Below are 16,472 nucleotides of genomic sequence, written 5' to 3'. Positions count from 1 at the left end.
CAATGGTCAAGACTACTCAACCACAGTTGATCAAAATGGCAACTGGACTGTTGATGTGGACGGCAGTGACTTGGTAGCAGACACAGAGTTTGATGTGGTTGTTAACTCAAGTGATGCAGCAGGCAATACTGTTGATAGCACTGGCACTTCAACTCATACGGTAGATACCTCAGCAACAGCGGGTTCAGTAGCGGTTAACGCAATTACGTCGGATGATGTGATCAACGCAACTGAAAGCGGTGAGACCATTGCTGTGTCTGGTACGGCATCAGGTGGCGATATCGCAACAGGCGATACCGTGACCATGACGATCAATGGTCAAGACTACTCAACCACAGTAGACCAAAATGGCAACTGGACTGTGGATGTGGCAGGTAGCGACTTGGCTGCTGACACAGCGTTTGATGTGGTGGTTAACTCAAGTGATGCAGCAGGCAATGCAGTTGATAGCACCGGCGCTTCCACTCATGCGGTAGATACTTCAGCGGATGTTGATAATAACTTTAGTGTTACAGTCGCAGCCTCTGATGAAGAAACAGATGAATCAGAAGTTGCTCATGTATCAGTAAGTCTAGCTGGTGTTGATAATGATGCCGATAGCGTTGTAGTGACCTTTACTGACTCGAATAATATGAGTGTAACAGCGACAGCTACTCTGGTTGGTGGTGTTTGGACAGTGCCTGATACAGACCTTAGTGGTTTAACTGATGGCACTATTAATGTCACCGCTCTCGTAACAGATGATGCAGGCAATACAAGCACAGCAACTGATACTTTGGATCTAGATACTTCTAACAGTGCTCCTATTATCACTTCACTGTCTGATGCAAGAGTATCTGAAGAAGGGCTTGCAGGCGCTAATACAGATACAAGTGGGAATTCTGACACAACGAACCTTACTAGTATCACGTCGAACTTTAGTGTGTCTGATGTCGAAAATGATAATTTAACCATTACCTTAAGTGAGCCAACTGATGCTCTGACATCAAATGGTGTAGCTATCGTTTGGAGTGGAGATGGCACTAATACCATAATTGGTACTGCTGCGGGTGTTGAGGTTATTCGTATCGTCTCGACAGACCCTGATGTTAATGGTAATGCCTCGTATACAACAACCTTGAGTGGAGCTGTTGATCACGCAGATAATACACAAGAAGATGAATTAAGTTTTAATCTTGATGTCGTTGTTAATGATGGTACTAATGAGACAACTGAAACAGTAAGTGTAACGATTGAAGATGACTCGCCTGATGCGACGACTAGTTCGGCCAGTCTTACTCTTACTGGTGCAGACACCATTGTTGTTAAAAACTTTGAAGCAGGCTTCTCAGATACAACCTATGCACCTGACGAAAATGAAGTGACCGAAACGGACAATGATTCAGATGCATTGATAGATAGTATTGCTTGGGGAACAGGGAGTTCTGGTGCATCTTCTTTATCAATGTCAGATGATACTGCTATCACTTCAAGCTCTGGTTCAAATGTAGAAAGTGGCGAAAGCTTCGATTTACTCGATTTCTCTCATGTTAATACCGCTATTTCAAGCGGGACTAGTTCGCTTGAGTCTGCAGATCTAGACATGACATTTGATCTTGAAATAAACGGCACTACTACTGCTGTCACTATTGCATTAGCTATTGCACATGATGCAACTTCAAACAGTGGAAGTAATACAGATGATACGGTAACAATTACAACACAAAGTGTGGACGTTGTTGTTGATGGTCAAACATATACTGTGGTGATTGAAGGCTTTACTGACTCAAATGATAATACGGTTACTACTATTAGTACGGCTGAAGGGGCGACTGGTAATTATGCGTTAACCGCACATATCGATGCACCAGCGCAGAATCAATCTGTGTCAGGAACGCTTGATCTAGATGCAGGAGCTGATGGTGGCTCTGTTGTTGCGGCAACGACCACTGATACTAATGGTACGCTTGTTATTAATGGTGACGGCACTTATACCTTTACGGCTTCAAATGCTCTCATTACTCAGGTTGAGTCAAGTGGAGCTCAAACACTCACTTATTCTTATACTGTGGTTGATAATGACGGAGACACTGTTGTTAATACGCTGAGCATTGATGTTGAAAATGACGTTGTCACTGTTGCTGACTCATACTCTTCAAGTGAAGATACTGTTGTTTCTGTTGATGCTGCTCAAGGTGTGCTTGCTAACGATATTTCTGATTCTGTGATTAGCGTTTCAACATTCTCCGTTGATGGTCAAACCGCTAATGCGGGTGATACGGTTACGATTAATAATGTTGGTGATATTGTTATTAATGCAGATGGTTCATACAGCTTTACACCGGTTGAAGACTGGTCTGGTGATGTGCCACAAATTACCTACACAACAAACACAAACGATACTTCAACCTTAGATATAGATGTTAGTGCAGTCGCTGATATACCGACATTAACTATCACTCTAGGCGATGCTAGTTCTGAAAGTACGACATTAACTAGCTCAAACGTGAGTGATTTAGGCCTCAATACTTCATCTGAAGTTAGTCAAACTCGTACTTTAGACTTTGGTGTAGAGAATGCAGGGCAGACAGTAACATTATCTTTTGATTCGTTAATTTCAGGTGGTTGGGAATCAAGTGGTACTTACGCGGATAGTTATGAAGTATCTGCAAATGGCTCGTTATTAGAAAGCTTTGTGTATAGTCAGAGCGATAGTGCATCGCAATCACAGAGCAATAGTTATTCAGTTGTACTAGATAGTAATGGCCAGGTAGCAGTTGAGTTTAGTGTTGATAGTACGGGCAGTAATGAAGAAGTTGATGTGTCAAATATTCAAGCGACTCTTGATTCTGGTAGTTCTGTTCGAGATCTTACTATTACTGCAGCACAAACCGATAATGATGGTAGTGAAACTTTAACTTACTCAATTGCAGCATTGCCAACCGGCGCTTCTTTATTGGATAGTGATGATAATGCCATTAGCGCCAATCAGGATGGTTCTTATTCACTTACTGAGTCACAAATTAGCGGTTTGCAGTTAGATACTGGTGATGTGACCGATAGCTTTGATATTTCTGTTAGTGTGACAAGTTCTGAAGGTGGAACAAGTGAATCTGTTACACAAACCGTTAACGTTGAAGGTACAACAACGACTATTGCTGGCTTAAGTGGTCAATACTTCGCTTATGATGACTCTACGAATGGTAATTTGTCTGATATTGCTGATGCTATGTCGGTTGTTAATTCTAACTCATCTACTGCAACCTTTACCGCAACGGAAATTAGCTATAACTATGGAAGTGGTGATTTAGGTCGAGGAACTAATTTAGAGAACTTCTTAGGCAACGATGCAGCAAGCTTAAGTTCTAATCCGAGTACTGAGACTGGTGATGCAGTTCTGTATATGACAGGTGATGTTTCTCTTGATGCTGGTACTTATAGCATCAAGGTATATGCAGATGATGGTTATCAAATTAAGGTGGACGGTGTGGTTGTAGCGTCTGCAGATTTCAACCAAGCACCAACCACACGAACAGAAACTTTCACTATTGCTTCTGATGGTGAGCATAGCATTGAGATTGTTTACTGGGATCAAGGTGGTGCTTATGTGTTAGATGTACAGCTTTCTGATGATGGCGGAGCAACTTACAATGCATTAGGCGGTAGTGAATATCCTACGAATCATACTGCTACCTCAGGCGTGAGTGCTGATGGTTCAGTAGCATTTGTTGAGACTGTTGAAAGTTTGGAGGATAGCGTTGCGGCCTTTACTCAAAATAGTGATTCAAATTATGCAAGTTCTAATACAGCAAGTAATGCGGCCACATATAGCGTTAGTAATGATTGGGAGAAAAACACTGTTCAAGCGGATGATAATGCTAATGCGATAAATAGTGGATCGGATAAAGACACTATATATGCAGAGGGTGGTGACGATTACATCGAAGGAGAAAGTGGTAAAGACTATATTGAAGGCGGTTCCGGTAACGATTACATAGATGGTGGCTCTGATAAAGATACTATTTATGGTGAGAGCGGTGACGATTATATTCTTGGACAATCTGGATCTGACTATATTGATGGCGGTTCCGGTAACGATTACATAGATGGCGGATCTCAAAACGACAGTCTTTATGGTGGAGATGATAACGATCACCTACTTGGTCAAAGTGGTAATGACTTGCTTTCAGGCGGTGATGGCGATGACTGGCTAGAAGGTGGTTCTAATAACGATGACCTTTATGGTGGAGATGGTTCAGATCTACTTGAAGGTGGTACAGGTAATGATGAACTTTACGGTGGAGACGGCTCTGACCTACTTTATGGTGGTGAAAACAATGACACCCTATTAGGTGATGCAGGCAATGATATTCTTATCGGTGAAGGTGGTAATGATTCATTATCTGGTGGTGCTGATGACGACATATTAGCCGGTGGTTCAGGTAGCGATACTTTAACGGGTGGAACTGGCTCTGATATGTTTATCCTTGAAGATACGTCAGACACCATTACTGATTTCAATGCCGGAGAAGATTCATTGGATATTACGGAGCTTCTTGAGGGGTTATCTGATGCTCCGGGAGCAGATGCTTCCACAGATGCTATTGCAGAGTTCTTATCTAGTCATGTGAGTGTGACTGATGGCGCTGTGAAAGTAGATGGTTCAGATGTAGCTTCTTTTGGTAATAGCTCAGACTTTGATTCAAATAATAGTGGTGGAGTTGATAGTTCTGACTCTGTGTCAATCATTTATAATGATCAGGAATATACGATTAATATTGATGGTTAATTACTATTAGTTGCTATAAATAGTTGAGTTAGTAAGAGAAAGACCTGCTAAAAGCAGGTCTTTGTCGTTATGTGGTGATAAAAAGACTAATTCTGGATAGGTTAACGGCGAGACTTTTAGTACACTTTATCTCTTGATTGTTTAAGGGTGTATTATGGTAAGTCGACCATCGCTTGAAACGGCTAAAGCAGCAGAGCCAGATAATTTTGTAGAACCATTGGAGCTAGGTAAGCGAGTTAAAGAAATTCGTTTAAGTAAAGGCTGGACATTGGAAGAAGTTAGTAAGCGTACTGGCATCGCCAGATCGACGTTATCTAAAATAGAAAATGATCAAGTGTCACCAAGTTTTACGATCGTACAAAAGTTGATACAAGGCTTAGGTATGGATTTACCTCAGCTATTTGTTGAAACCACACCAAACTCTATTGCTGGACGTCGTGATATTACCCGAAAAGGCTCGGGAGAGCCTCATCCAACAGCGACTTATGAGCATGAGTTATTAAATCCTTCTATTAGTCGTAAGAAAATGGTTCCCTTTAAAACTAAAGTGCGAGCACGTCAGTTTGAAGAATTTAAAGAGTGGGTTAGGCATGATGGTGAAGAATTTTTGTTGGTGCTAAATGGATCAATAAATTTTTTCTCAGAATTTTATCAACCGATTGAACTAAAAGAAGGCGACAGCGTGTATTATGATGCTGCGATGGGGCATGCGCTTGTGTCTTTGTCGGAAGAAGATGCAGAAATATTGTGGGTAGTAGCACGTTAGATGCTGCTAAATTAAAGATGAAAAAAGAGAAAGTGAATTAGAAGGTTGAAGAGAATATGAGTCAGTGGGATGTCACTAGTTGGAGAGCAAAAGAAGCATTACAACAGCCAATTTATCCAGATCTAGCGCAATTGAAAGCGGTAGAAGATAAATTATCAGCAATGCCTCCTCTAGTGTTTGCAGGTGAAGCGCGTCAATTGAAAAGTGCCCTTGCAAAAGTAGCGCAAGGAAAGTCATTTTTACTCCAAGGTGGTGATTGCGCAGAAAGTTTTGCTGAGTTTCACGCAAATAACATTCGCGATACATTTAAAGTTATGTTGCAAATGTCAGTTGTTCTGACTTATGCAGGTAAATGTCCAATAGTCAAAATTGGTCGTATGGCTGGGCAGTTTGCTAAGCCTAGATCAGCAAATACTGAAACTATTAATGGTATTGAATTGCCAAGTTATCGTGGCGATATCATTAATGGTATTGATTTTACAGAACAAGCTCGAGTGCCTGATCCTGAGCGTTTATTGAGCGTCTACAATCAAAGCTCAGCAACAATGAACCTTTTGCGCGCTTTTGCTCAAGGTGGTTTTGCAGATTTACATGAAGTGCAAAAGTGGAACTCTAACTTTGTTGCAAATAGTCCAGCAGGTGAGCGTTATGGAGCAATTGCTCATAAAATAAATGAATCTCTACAGTTTATGGAAGCATGCGGCTTTGATTCTAGCGTGCCTCAACTAAGAGAAACAGAGTTCTATACGTCTCATGAAGCTTTGCTGTTACCTTATGAAGAAGCTTTGACTCGACAAGATAGCTTGACGGGTGATTGGTATGATTGCTCTGCACATATGCTATGGATTGGTGATCGTACTCGTCAGTTAGATGGTGCTCATGTTGAATTCTTGCGCGGTGTGAAAAATCCTATCGGTGTAAAAGCTGGGCCAACAATGGATCCTGAAGACCTAATTCGCTTGATAGATACATTAAACCCTGAAAATGAAGCGGGTCGTTTAAATATCATAGTGCGTATGGGAGCTGATAAAGTTGCAGAAGGTATGCCTAAACTTATTCAGGCTGTTGAACGTGAAGGTAAACAGGTTGTTTGGAGTAGTGATCCTATGCACGGCAATACTGTAAAAGCATCAAATGGCTATAAAACACGTGCCGTTGATAGTATTTTACGTGAAGTTCAGCAGTTCTTTGAAGTGCACAAAGCTGAAGGCAGCTATGCCGGTGGTGTTCACTTTGAAATGACGGGCCAAAATGTGACTGAATGTGTTGGTGGTGCTTTTCAAGTAACAGAAGCTGATCTTGCAGATCGTTATCATACTCATTGTGATCCACGTTTAAATGCTGATCAATCTTTAGAGCTTGCTTTCTTAATTTCGGATACTCTGAAAAAAGCACGCACTTAAACTTATGGTTTAAGCTTTAATCGTCAGTTGATGAGCATTAAAAAAGCCCAATCTAATTTATTAGATTGGGCTTTTTATTTGGCTTAGAAAAGCGAATATTTAGCTTTTTCTACGACGAAATGCAGATGTAGCAGACTTAGAAGTCATATCAATTTTAGCCATGATTAACGCCATTTCTTCTGCTTGATCTTGTTGAGCAGATTTTAGCTTTTCTTCACGCTCTTGCTTAGCGCTTTTTTCTGCTTCACGTAGCATCTTTTGGATGCTGGCTTTGCTAGGTGCTTTGCTCTTTGTGCTAGGGCGACTGATAGTTGAAGGCTTTTTCACATCTTCAAATGTTGCTGAAGAAGGGCCGTCTAGTCGATCTTCACCAATTAACTCACCGAATAGTGAGCTTGGTTTCTTAGCAATAGTAGGTGCTGCCGCTTTTGGTTCAGCTTTTTTTGCTGTTTTACGTGTTGTCTTCTTAGGTACTTCAGCCGTAGATACACCGTTAGCATCAAATTTAGCTTTGCTACCAAAACCTGTGAAAACGGGTTTAGCAGTTGATTGACCAATTTTGTAACCACGTAAGCTTACACCACTGTATATAGCAACATAATCTTGCTCAAGTTCGTAAAGCTCTTCTTTATCATTTGTTTCATAAAGCTCTTCTACAGAAAAAGAGTCTGCACCATAGGTACGAATATCTTCATACAAAGGGAAGTCTAAGCCTTCGCCTGCCGCATCAACATACTGCTCAAAGCGTTGAAAGGCATCATTGAATGACGTCCCTATATAGTTTTTGTTTGTTTCGTTATTCGTAATTTTAAAAACGACCAAAATCGCTGCCTCTTTCGATTTATCTTTTGAATAGCATAAAATACAACATCACCTGCCAAGCTAATGGCGGTGGCAGGTGTGTGGACTTTAAATTAAGTAGGGGTTATTTTTTTAAAACGAGATTTAACCCATCTCGGATATTCAAGTGAACGTTTTCTACCCGTTCATCTTCAAGTATGCGTTGGTTCATTGCAGCGACAGCGTGATCGCTGTTTTCCTCAGGTTGAAGTACTCGTCCTTGCCAAACTGAGTTATCGATTACAATAAGTCCGCCAGACCTAACTAATGGCACCACCGATTCATAGTAGTTAAGGTAATTACGTTTGTCAGCGTCGATAAAGACAAAATCGTAATTAGCTTCAGCTTCAAATGATGCAATGGTATCTAGAGCTGGTCCAAAAATAGGAGTGATCTTGTGCCCGTGTGGACTGCGATCAAAAAAGGATTGAGCAAAGTCAATTGCTCTGGGATTGGTCTCACAACAAACAAGTTTTCCATCTTCAGGCATGCCTTCAGCTATTGATAGTGCAGAATAGCCAGTAAACATACCAATCTCTAGCGCTTTCTTTGGTTTCATCAAACTGGTTAGAAGTTTGAGAGTACGGCCTATGGTTTTACCTGATAACTTATTTGGGTAGCCCATGTCTGAATAAGTTTTCTCGATGAGCTCAAGCAATAAGTCAGGTTCTGCTTGAGTCGTCTCAATGCAGTAATTTTCAAGTAAATTAAGTTCCATAGTGCCTTTAAGGAATTTGTTAGAGATTGTTGTGAAACGGAGCGCAATTTTACCTTGGAAAAAAATAAAGTCCATGCTCAAACAAGATAAAAACAGAATGATTTAAGACTAATTTTAAAAGTCTTGAAAAACACAAAATGATTCACATAATTGAGTCGCATCTTTAGCTTGAAAATGTTAGGTTACTTGGCTCAATTTCCATGTGCTCTTTGGTATCGAGCACCACTGACCTCGATAGGGGAATAAAATGCCAGTAATAACTTTACCTGACGGTAGTCAACGCGTTTTCGAAGATTCAGTCACTGTAATGCAAGTAGCTCAAGATATTGGTCCTGGTCTAGCGAAAGCGACCGTAGCAGGGCGAATCAATGGTAAGCTAGTTGATGCATGCGAACTAATTAATCAAGATGCAAATTTAAGTATAGTGACAGGAAAAGATGAGGATGGTCTTGAGATTATTCGTCACTCTTTTGCTCACCTTGTTGGACACGCAGTCAAACAACTTTTTCCAACTGCTAAAATGGCAATAGGACCAACCATTGAAAATGGTTTTTACTATGACATTGATTACGAGCGTTCTTTGACGCTTGAAGATATGGCTGCAGTTGAAAAACGTATCGGCGAACTGATTAAAACAGATTATGACGTTAATAAACGTATGACACCTGTTGCAGAAGCAAGAGCTTTGTTTGTTGAACGTGAAGAAGATTATAAAGTTGAATTGATTGATGGACTTGATGAATCTATTTCTGAAGTCGGTCTTTATCATCATGAAGAATACACAGATATGTGTCGTGGACCACACGTACCGAATACCCGTGTATTACGTCACTTTAAATTAATGAAGCTTGCTGGCGCTTATTGGCGCGGCGATTCAAATAATGCAATGCTTCAACGTATATACGGTACTGCTTGGAACGATAAAAAAGAGCTTAAAGGGCATTTGCATCGTTTAGAAGAAGCCGAAAAACGTGATCACCGTAAGCTAGGTAAAAAGTTAGACCTTTTCCATATGCAAGAAGAAGCGCCAGGCATGGTCTTCTGGCATCATAAAGGCTGGAGTTTATATCAAGCTATTGAGCAGTATATTCGTGATAAACAACGCGAAAATGGTTATCAAGAAATTAAGACCCCACAAATTGTAGATAGAGTATTGTGGGAGAAGTCTGGTCACTGGGGTAAGTTTAGTAGTGGCATGTTCACTACTCATGCAGAAAACCGTGATTATGCGATTAAACCAATGAACTGTCCTTGTCATGTTCAGGTGTATAATCAAGGGCTGAAAAGTTACCGTGATTTACCACTACGCTTGGCGGAGTTTGGTTCATGTCATAGGAATGAACCATCAGGATCATTGCATGGCATTATGCGTGTACGTAACTTTGTTCAAGATGATGGTCATATTTTCGTAATGGAAGATCAGATTCAAGAAGAAGTGTCCGCTTTTATTAGGCTTTTGCATGAAATCTATGATGATTTTGGCTTTACTGATATTATATATCGCCTTTCCACTCGACCAGAACAGAGAGTTGGATCGGATGAAGTATGGGATAAGTCTGAAAAAGCTTTAGCAGAAGCATTAAATGCTGCTGACTTAAACTGGGAAGAACTACCTGGTGAAGGTGCTTTTTACGGGCCAAAAATTGAGTTCTCTTTAAAAGATGCCATTGGTCGTGTTTGGCAGTGTGGTACTATCCAATGTGATTTCTCTATGCCGTCACGATTGAGCGCACAGTTTGTTTCTGAAGATGGAACACGTCAAACGCCAGTAATGTTGCACCGAGCTATTTTAGGTTCGTTGGAGCGTTTTATCGGTATTTTGATTGAAGAAACCGAAGGCTCTCTGCCTGCATGGTTATCACCAGAACAGGTTGTGGTGATGAATATTACCGATCGACAGTCGGAATATTGCGAAGATTTGGTAAAAAGATTTAATTCTAATGGCTTAAGAGCCAAAACTGACTTGAGAAACGAGAAGATCGGGTTTAAAATTCGCGAGCACACTCTACAACGAGTGCCGTATCTGATCGTAGTAGGGGATAAAGAAGTCGAACAACAACAAGTTGCTGTTCGTACCCGTACTGGTGATGATCTCGGTGTCATGAGTATTACGGATTTTGAGGAAATGCTTCATGCTGAAGTTGCCCGCCGTAGTCGTAAACAATAATTGGAGATAGAGCTATAAAAGGTAATATGAATCGTGGACGTCAAGCGAGTAAGCAGCGTCCAGAAATCAACGAGAATATTCAAGCAACTGAAGTGCGTTTGATCGCTTCTAATGGTGATCAAGTTGGTGTCGTTTCGATTGCAGAAGCGCTAGCAGCAGCGGAAGCAGAGAAGCTTGACCTAGTGCAAATTGCTGACTCTGATCCAGTTGTTTGTAAAGTTATGGACTACGGAAAGCATATCTTTGAGCAAAAGAAAGCGAAAGCTGCTCAAAAGAAAAATGCAAAGCAGATCCAAGTAAAAGAAATTAAATTCCGTCCAGGGACGGAGGAAGGGGATTATCAGGTAAAACTCCGCAACCTGATACGTTTCCTTGAAGGAGGGGATAAGGCTAAGGTATCTCTAAGATATCGTGGCCGTGAAATGGCCCATCAGGAGCTTGGCATGCAACTTATGCACCGTGTCGCTGAAGACTTAGGTGAATATGGTGTAGTTGAACAAGCTGCGAAAATGGAAGGTCGTCAATTGACTATGGTGCTGGCCCCTAAAAAGAAGAAGTAATTAAACGCCTCTTAGTAATAAGGGGCCAATAATTACATTAACATTAACGAATGCGAGAGTGGTGTTATCATGCCAAAAATTAAATCACACAGTGGCGCGTCTAAGCGCTTCCAACGTACAGCGAACGGCTTTAAACATAAGCAGTCTCATACTAGTCATATTTTGACTAAGAAGTCTACTAAACGTAAACGTCACCTGCGTTCTTTGAACCAAGTGGCTGCAAGTGATGCTCCATTGATCACTCGTATGTGTCCTTACATTTAATAGTTTTTTTTAATCAATTTTAATTAGTAAAAGGTTTATATTATGCCTCGCGTAAAACGTGGTGTTCAGGCTCGTCGCCGTCATAAGAAGATTTTAAAGCAAGCAAAAGGTTACTATGGTGCACGTAGTCGTGTGTTTCGCGTAGCGAAACAAGCGGTTATCAAAGCAGGTCAATATGCGTACCGTGACCGTCGTCAGCGTAAGCGTCAATTCCGTGCTCTATGGATTGCTCGTATTAATGCTGCTGCACGTATCAATGGCATGTCTTACAGCCGTTTCATTGCTGGCTTGAAAAAAGCTGCAATTGAAATCGACCGTAAAGTATTGGCTGATCTTGCTGTGTACGAAAAAGAAGTTTTTGCGGCTATCGTTGAAAAAGCGAAAGCTAGCTTGGCTTAATTTTAGACGTAGCACTTTAGAGGTGATCTTTTGTCGGTGTCATATTTAACAAGTTATATTGTTAGAAGGGTGACACAGAATTTAAGGTTATCTCAATGCAGTCTTTGATAGGGGAAGAGCTATGCTCTTCCCCTATTTTATTTTTGGGAGTTAAAAAATGGAAAACCTTAAGCAGATACTGGCTGATGCTCTTGCCGCAGTCAGCGCATCTGATAGCGAATCTGCACTGGATGAGATTCGTGTACGTTATTTAGGGAAAAAGGGCGCATTAACCGCTTTACTTAAACAGCTTGCGAATGTATCCGCTGAAGACCGTCCAAAATTCGGTCAGCTTGTAAATGAGGCCAAAGGTCAGGTTCAGGTTGAAATTGCTAAGCGTAAAGAAATCTTAGCGACAGAAGCTTTAAATGCAAAATTAGCAACCGAAACGATTGATATTACCTTGTCTGGTAAAGGTCAAGAAGTGGGTGGTCTGCATCCTGTTACACGTACGCAAGAGCGTATTGAGAACTTTTTCCGTGGTATTGGTTTTGATGTCGCAGCTGGTCCTGAGATTGAAGATGATTACCACAACTTTGAAGCATTAAATATTCCAGAGCACCATCCAGCGCGTGCTATGCAGGATACTTTCTACTTTAATGCTAACACTGTATTACGTACGCACACATCGCCAGTGCAAGTTCGTACTATGGAACAAACTCAGCCACCTATTCGCATTGTCTGTCCTGGTCGTGTGTATCGTTGTGACTCTGACCAAACACATACACCTATGTTTCATCAGGTAGAAGGTTTGTTGATAGATGAAAATATTTCTTTCGCCGATTTGAAAGGTGTATTGCAGCAGTTCTTAAATGTCTTCTTTGAAGATGATGTTAAAACGCGTTTCCGACCTAGTTATTTTCCTTTCACTGAGCCATCTATTGAAGTGGATATCTGGCGCATTAACAGTAAAGGTGAAGGGTCTTGGCTAGAGGTACTTGGGTGTGGAATGGTGCATCCTAAAGTATTGGAAATGTCTGGAATAGATTCTGAGAAATATACTGGCTTTGCATTTGGTATGGGCGTAGAGCGATTTGCTATGCTGAGATACCGTGTTGATGATTTACGTATGTTCTTTGAAAACGATTTGCGCTTCCTTAAACAGTTCAAATAATTAAAGACTCAGGATAAAAGATATGAAATTTAGTGAAAATTGGCTAAGAGAATGGGTCAATCCTGCTATCGGAACAGATGAACTGGTTAGTCAAATTACTATGGCTGGTTTGGAAGTAGATGAAGTTTGTTCAGTAGCAGAAGAATTTACAGGTGTTGTTGTTGGGCAAATTTTGTCTGCCGAGAAACATCCAAATGCTGATAAATTGAAAGTGTGTCAAGTGACTGATAGTACAGAAACCTTTCAAGTTGTCTGTGGTGCGCCAAATGCACGTGAAGGGATAAAGATTCCTTTTGCGAAAGTTGGAGCGGTACTTGGGCCAGACTTTAAGATCAAAAAAGCAAAATTACGCCAAGTAGAATCTTTCGGAATGCTATGTGCAGCATCTGAGTTGGGTTTGAGTGATGATTCTGATGGTTTGTTAGAGTTAGCAGAGTCTGCACCAGTAGGAAGTGATTTCCGTGAATACCTAGACTTAAACGATGCTATTGTTGATGTTGATTTGACGCCAAACCGTAGTGACTGTTTGAGTATTCATGGTTTAGCGCGTGAGGTTGGTGTACTAAACCAAGTAGATTTAACGCCGGTTGAAATTGTTCCAGCTGAAATACAAATTAAAGATACTTTTGCAGTTGATGTACAGGCACCACAAGCTTGTCCTCGCTATCTTGGGCGCGTTATTAAAGGCGTTAATGTTAAGGCTGAATCTCCTCTATGGTTAACTGAAAAGTTACGTCGTAGTGGTGTTCGCTCAATAGATCCAATTGTCGATATTACTAACTACGTAATGTTGGAATTGGGGCAGCCGATGCATGCGTTTGATTTGAATCAGCTTTCTGAGTCCATCATTGTTCGTATGGCGGACGAAGGTGAAAAACTTACTTTGTTAGATGGTCAAGAAATTAGCTTAAGAGCTGATACTTTGGTTATTGCAGATAAGTCTAAACCATTAGCGATGGCTGGTATCATGGGTGGTGAAGGCTCAGGTGTCAGTGAAGAGACTAAAAATATCTTTTTGGAGTCTGCATTCTTTGCGCCTATTTCATTGGCCGGTAAAGCGCGCTCTTACGGTCTTCATACTGATAGCTCGCATCGTTTTGAGCGTGGTGTGGATGCTCAGCTTCAAAATAAAGCAATTGAACGTGCGACATCTTTGATTGTTGAGATTGCTGGCGGTCAGGTTGCACCAGTGACTGAGCAAGTAAGCCAAGATGATTTGCCTAGAGCAAATGAAGTAACGCTTCGTCGTGCTAAGTTAGATCAATATTTAGCTGTAACTATCGCAAAAGATCAAGTAACTGATATTTTGACTCGACTTGATTTGGATATAGTTGAAGTGACCGATGAGCATTGGGTTACTCGTGCGCCTAGCCATCGATTTGATATAGCGATTGAAGCTGATTTGATCGAAGAGGTTGCGCGTATTTATGGGTATGAAAATATTCCAGCAAATATGCCGACAGCAGCTGTAAACTTTACTCCAGCTGCAGAAGCGCAAACGAGCATTCAAACAATGCGAGCGACCTTGGTTGCTCAAGGCTACCAAGAAGCGATTACTTATAGCTTCATTGATAAGGAGTCTAGCTTAAAGTTTGTACCTGATGTTGAGCCTGTACCGTTAGAGAATCCAATTTCTGCTGAAATGGGGGTTATGCGTCCAAGTTTAATTCCAGGTTTGATGAAAGCTTATCTGCACAATCAAAACCGCCAGCAAAGCCGTGTCCGTATGTTTGAGACAGGTCGTCGCTTTATTGGGAGTGTGGATGCTTTAGAGCAGCTTGATCAACAAGAGCGCTTAGCAGGCTTGATTGCTGGTTCTCGTGAGCCAGAAGCTTGGTACCACAATAGTGATAAGGTTGACTTCTATGATGTGAAGTCACATGTAGAGGCATTGTTTGCTTTAAATGATGGTGATATGCCGTCTTACGAGCGAGCTGATGTCGTCTATTTGCATCCAGGTAGATCAGCTAAAGTTATCATAGCAGGTAAAGAGGTGGGTGTGTTTGGTGAGTTGCATCCGCAATTTGCTAAGTCGTTAGGTTGTAATCAGACTGTTTACCTTTTTGATCTAAACTTAGATGCCGTGTTAACGGGCAAGTTACCTGTTTACAAAGTGATCTCTAAATTCCCTGAAGTTCGTCGTGACTTTGCCTTGCTTGCGGATAGAGAAATACCTGTCGCAAGTTTGCAAAAAATTATCATGGAAGAGGGTGGAGAGGCTTTCAAAGAGGTCTCTGTTTTTGATGTTTACCAAGGCCAAGGTATTGATGATACGAAAAAAAGTGTCGCATTAGGCTTGACGTGGCAACATCCTTCGCACACTCTTAGTGATGAAGAAATAAACAAATCTGTTGAGCAAATCTTAGCGGCTTTAGAAAGTCAGCTTGGAGTTGTTGTTAGGGGGTAATTCTATGGGTGCGTTGACAAAAGCGGATATTGCAGAAAACTTAGTAGATGAAGTAGGGCTATCTAAGAAAGATTCGAAAGACTTGGTTGAAAGTTTTTTTGATGTTGTTAGAGAAACGCTTATACAGGGTGAGCAAGTGAAACTTTCTGGCTTCGGAAACTTCGAAGTGAGGGAAAAGAGTCAACGCCCTGGGCGAAACCCTAAGACAGGTGAAGAAATACCGATTACAGCTAGGACGGTAGTGACCTTTCGACCAGGACAGAAATTAAAGTCCAAAGTTGAGAATTACATGCAAGAATAGTCTTTTATATCAATAACAAAGCCAGCATATGCTGGTTTTGTTGTTTTTATAATCAATATTAATATTAATTTCAAAAAAATGAAAAAAAGCCTTCCCTTTTTAATTCCTTATAGTAATATACGCCCCGCTCACAACGACAGGGCATCTCACTGAGGTTCTGTGTTGTAAGTGGTTAACGGGGCGTAGCGCAGCCTGGTAGCGCACTAGCATGGGGTGTTAGTGGTCGCAGGTTCAAATCCTGCCGTCCCGACCAGAAAAATGAAAAGCCGGTATAGCTCAGTTGGTAGAGCACCTGACTTGTAATCAGGGGGTCCCGAGTTCGACTCTTGGTGCCGGCACCATATTTCTGGTAGGTAATAAGTGAAAGCTTATTAGTTTAGTTACTTTAGCAATGCCGGTATAGCTCAGTTGGTAGAGCACCTGACTTGTAATCAGGGGGTCCCGAGTTCGACTCTTGGTGCCGGCACCACTTAAAGTGGTTGTGAAAAGTAATATTGGTAATGCCGGTATAGCTCAGTTGGTAGAGCACCTGACTTGTAATCAGGGGGTCCCGAGTTCGACTCTTGGTGCCGGCACCATAAATAAACAAATTTAATAATTGTTATGCCGGTATAGCTCAGTTGGTAGAGCACCTGACTTGTAATCAGGGGGTCCCGAGTTCGACTCTTGGTGCCGGCACCATAATTATTACCATCATCTTTGATGACGGGTGTGTAGCTCAGTTGG

12 protein-coding genes and 5 tRNA genes are annotated in these 16,472 nt (G+C 41.3%); 15 read left to right on the top strand and 2 right to left on the bottom strand.

The genetic code is table 11. The features are described 5' to 3' along the window. From TW85_RS24855 to TW85_RS24845, 3 genes are all read left to right on the top strand, one after another. The coding region (locus tag TW85_RS24855; RefSeq protein WP_046019830.1) for an Ig-like domain-containing protein at window positions 1-4,768 on the top strand (4,768 nt) is incomplete at its 5' end. A 154-nt stretch (window positions 4,769-4,922) separates the two neighbouring features. Next, a complete protein-coding gene (locus TW85_RS24850; RefSeq protein ID WP_046019829.1) occupies window positions 4,923-5,534 on the top strand; it encodes an XRE family transcriptional regulator in 612 nt (203 codons plus the stop codon). 56 nt (window positions 5,535-5,590) lie between these two features. Then, entirely contained in the window at window positions 5,591-6,937 is a 1,347-nt protein-coding gene (locus tag TW85_RS24845) for a 3-deoxy-7-phosphoheptulonate synthase class II (RefSeq protein ID WP_046019828.1), read from the top strand. Window positions 6,938-7,036: 99 nt separating this feature from the next. Here the strand turns inward: TW85_RS24845 and TW85_RS24840 are convergent, their stop codons facing one another. After that, window positions 7,037-7,759, bottom strand: a complete 723-nt coding sequence (locus tag TW85_RS24840; protein ID WP_046019827.1) for a GIY-YIG nuclease family protein — start codon at window positions 7,757-7,759, stop codon at window positions 7,037-7,039. A 103-nt stretch (window positions 7,760-7,862) separates the two neighbouring features. After that, on the bottom strand, window positions 7,863-8,495 hold the full coding sequence (locus tag TW85_RS24835) for a class I SAM-dependent methyltransferase (RefSeq protein ID WP_046019831.1): 633 nt from the start codon (window positions 8,493-8,495) through the stop codon (window positions 7,863-7,865). 247 nt (window positions 8,496-8,742) lie between these two features. Between TW85_RS24835 and thrS the strand changes: the two genes are divergently transcribed. The 12 genes from thrS to TW85_RS24775 all read left to right on the top strand — a co-directional run bounded on the left by thrS (window position 8,743) and on the right by TW85_RS24775 (window position 16,427). Continuing rightward, window positions 8,743-10,662, top strand: a complete 1,920-nt coding sequence (gene thrS / locus TW85_RS24830) for a threonine--tRNA ligase (protein ID WP_046019826.1) — start codon at window positions 8,743-8,745, stop codon at window positions 10,660-10,662. A 26-nt stretch (window positions 10,663-10,688) separates the two neighbouring features. Further along, entirely contained in the window at window positions 10,689-11,222 is a 534-nt protein-coding gene (infC, locus tag TW85_RS24825; protein ID WP_009836160.1) for a translation initiation factor IF-3, read from the top strand. Between the two features lie 69 nt (window positions 11,223-11,291). Next, complete coding sequence (gene rpmI / locus TW85_RS24820) at window positions 11,292-11,486, top strand: 50S ribosomal protein L35 (protein ID WP_009836159.1); 195 nt, start codon at window positions 11,292-11,294, stop codon at window positions 11,484-11,486. A gap of 42 nt (window positions 11,487-11,528) precedes the next feature. Continuing rightward, complete coding sequence (gene rplT, locus TW85_RS24815) at window positions 11,529-11,885, top strand: 50S ribosomal protein L20 (RefSeq protein ID WP_009836158.1); 357 nt, start codon at window positions 11,529-11,531, stop codon at window positions 11,883-11,885. Between the two features lie 157 nt (window positions 11,886-12,042). Next, a complete protein-coding gene (pheS, locus tag TW85_RS24810) occupies window positions 12,043-13,038 on the top strand; it encodes a phenylalanine--tRNA ligase subunit alpha (RefSeq protein ID WP_046019825.1) in 996 nt (331 codons plus the stop codon). Window positions 13,039-13,060: 22 nt separating this feature from the next. After that, window positions 13,061-15,445, top strand: coding sequence for a phenylalanine--tRNA ligase subunit beta (gene pheT, locus TW85_RS24805; protein ID WP_046019824.1), 2,385 nt, complete (start codon window positions 13,061-13,063; stop codon window positions 15,443-15,445). A gap of 4 nt (window positions 15,446-15,449) precedes the next feature. Next, complete coding sequence (locus TW85_RS24800; protein ID WP_046019823.1) at window positions 15,450-15,746, top strand: integration host factor subunit alpha; 297 nt, start codon at window positions 15,450-15,452, stop codon at window positions 15,744-15,746. A gap of 176 nt (window positions 15,747-15,922) precedes the next feature. Next, window positions 15,923-15,999: transfer RNA gene (locus tag TW85_RS24795), tRNA-Pro, on the top strand. Between the two features lie 12 nt (window positions 16,000-16,011). Next, window positions 16,012-16,087, top strand: a tRNA-Thr gene (locus TW85_RS24790). A 52-nt stretch (window positions 16,088-16,139) separates the two neighbouring features. After that, window positions 16,140-16,215: transfer RNA gene (locus TW85_RS24785), tRNA-Thr, on the top strand. A 33-nt stretch (window positions 16,216-16,248) separates the two neighbouring features. Continuing rightward, window positions 16,249-16,324 (top strand) — tRNA-Thr (locus tag TW85_RS24780). A gap of 27 nt (window positions 16,325-16,351) precedes the next feature. Further along, window positions 16,352-16,427, top strand: a tRNA-Thr gene (locus TW85_RS24775). Window positions 16,428-16,472 lie beyond the last annotated feature (45 nt).

The sequence above is a fragment of the Marinomonas sp. S3726 genome (assembly GCF_000967665.1).
Taxonomy (GTDB): Bacteria; Pseudomonadota; Gammaproteobacteria; order Pseudomonadales; family Marinomonadaceae; genus Marinomonas.
The sequence above is the reverse complement of the archived record's forward strand: the minus strand, read 5'-3'. Positions and strand labels throughout refer to the sequence as shown.

What these genes read in the sequence shown, in the direction of transcription:
- infC (WP_009836160.1), top strand. Translation starts at nt 10,689, where the DNA reads ATGAATCGTGGACGTCAAGCGAGTAAGCAGCGTCCAGAAATCAACGAG.
- rplT (WP_009836158.1), top strand. Translation starts at nt 11,529, where the DNA reads ATGCCTCGCGTAAAACGTGGTGTTCAGGCTCGTCGCCGTCATAAGAAG.
- pheS (WP_046019825.1), top strand. Translation starts at nt 12,043, where the DNA reads ATGGAAAACCTTAAGCAGATACTGGCTGATGCTCTTGCCGCAGTCAGC.
- rpmI (WP_009836159.1), top strand. Translation starts at nt 11,292, where the DNA reads ATGCCAAAAATTAAATCACACAGTGGCGCGTCTAAGCGCTTCCAACGT.
- TW85_RS24850 (WP_046019829.1), top strand. Translation starts at nt 4,923, where the DNA reads ATGGTAAGTCGACCATCGCTTGAAACGGCTAAAGCAGCAGAGCCAGAT.
- pheT (WP_046019824.1), top strand. Translation starts at nt 13,061, where the DNA reads ATGAAATTTAGTGAAAATTGGCTAAGAGAATGGGTCAATCCTGCTATC.
- TW85_RS24835 (WP_046019831.1), bottom strand. Translation starts at nt 8,495, where the DNA reads ATGGAACTTAATTTACTTGAAAATTACTGCATTGAGACGACTCAAGCA.
- thrS (WP_046019826.1), top strand. Translation starts at nt 8,743, where the DNA reads ATGCCAGTAATAACTTTACCTGACGGTAGTCAACGCGTTTTCGAAGAT.
- TW85_RS24845 (WP_046019828.1), top strand. Translation starts at nt 5,591, where the DNA reads ATGAGTCAGTGGGATGTCACTAGTTGGAGAGCAAAAGAAGCATTACAA.
- TW85_RS24800 (WP_046019823.1), top strand. Translation starts at nt 15,450, where the DNA reads ATGGGTGCGTTGACAAAAGCGGATATTGCAGAAAACTTAGTAGATGAA.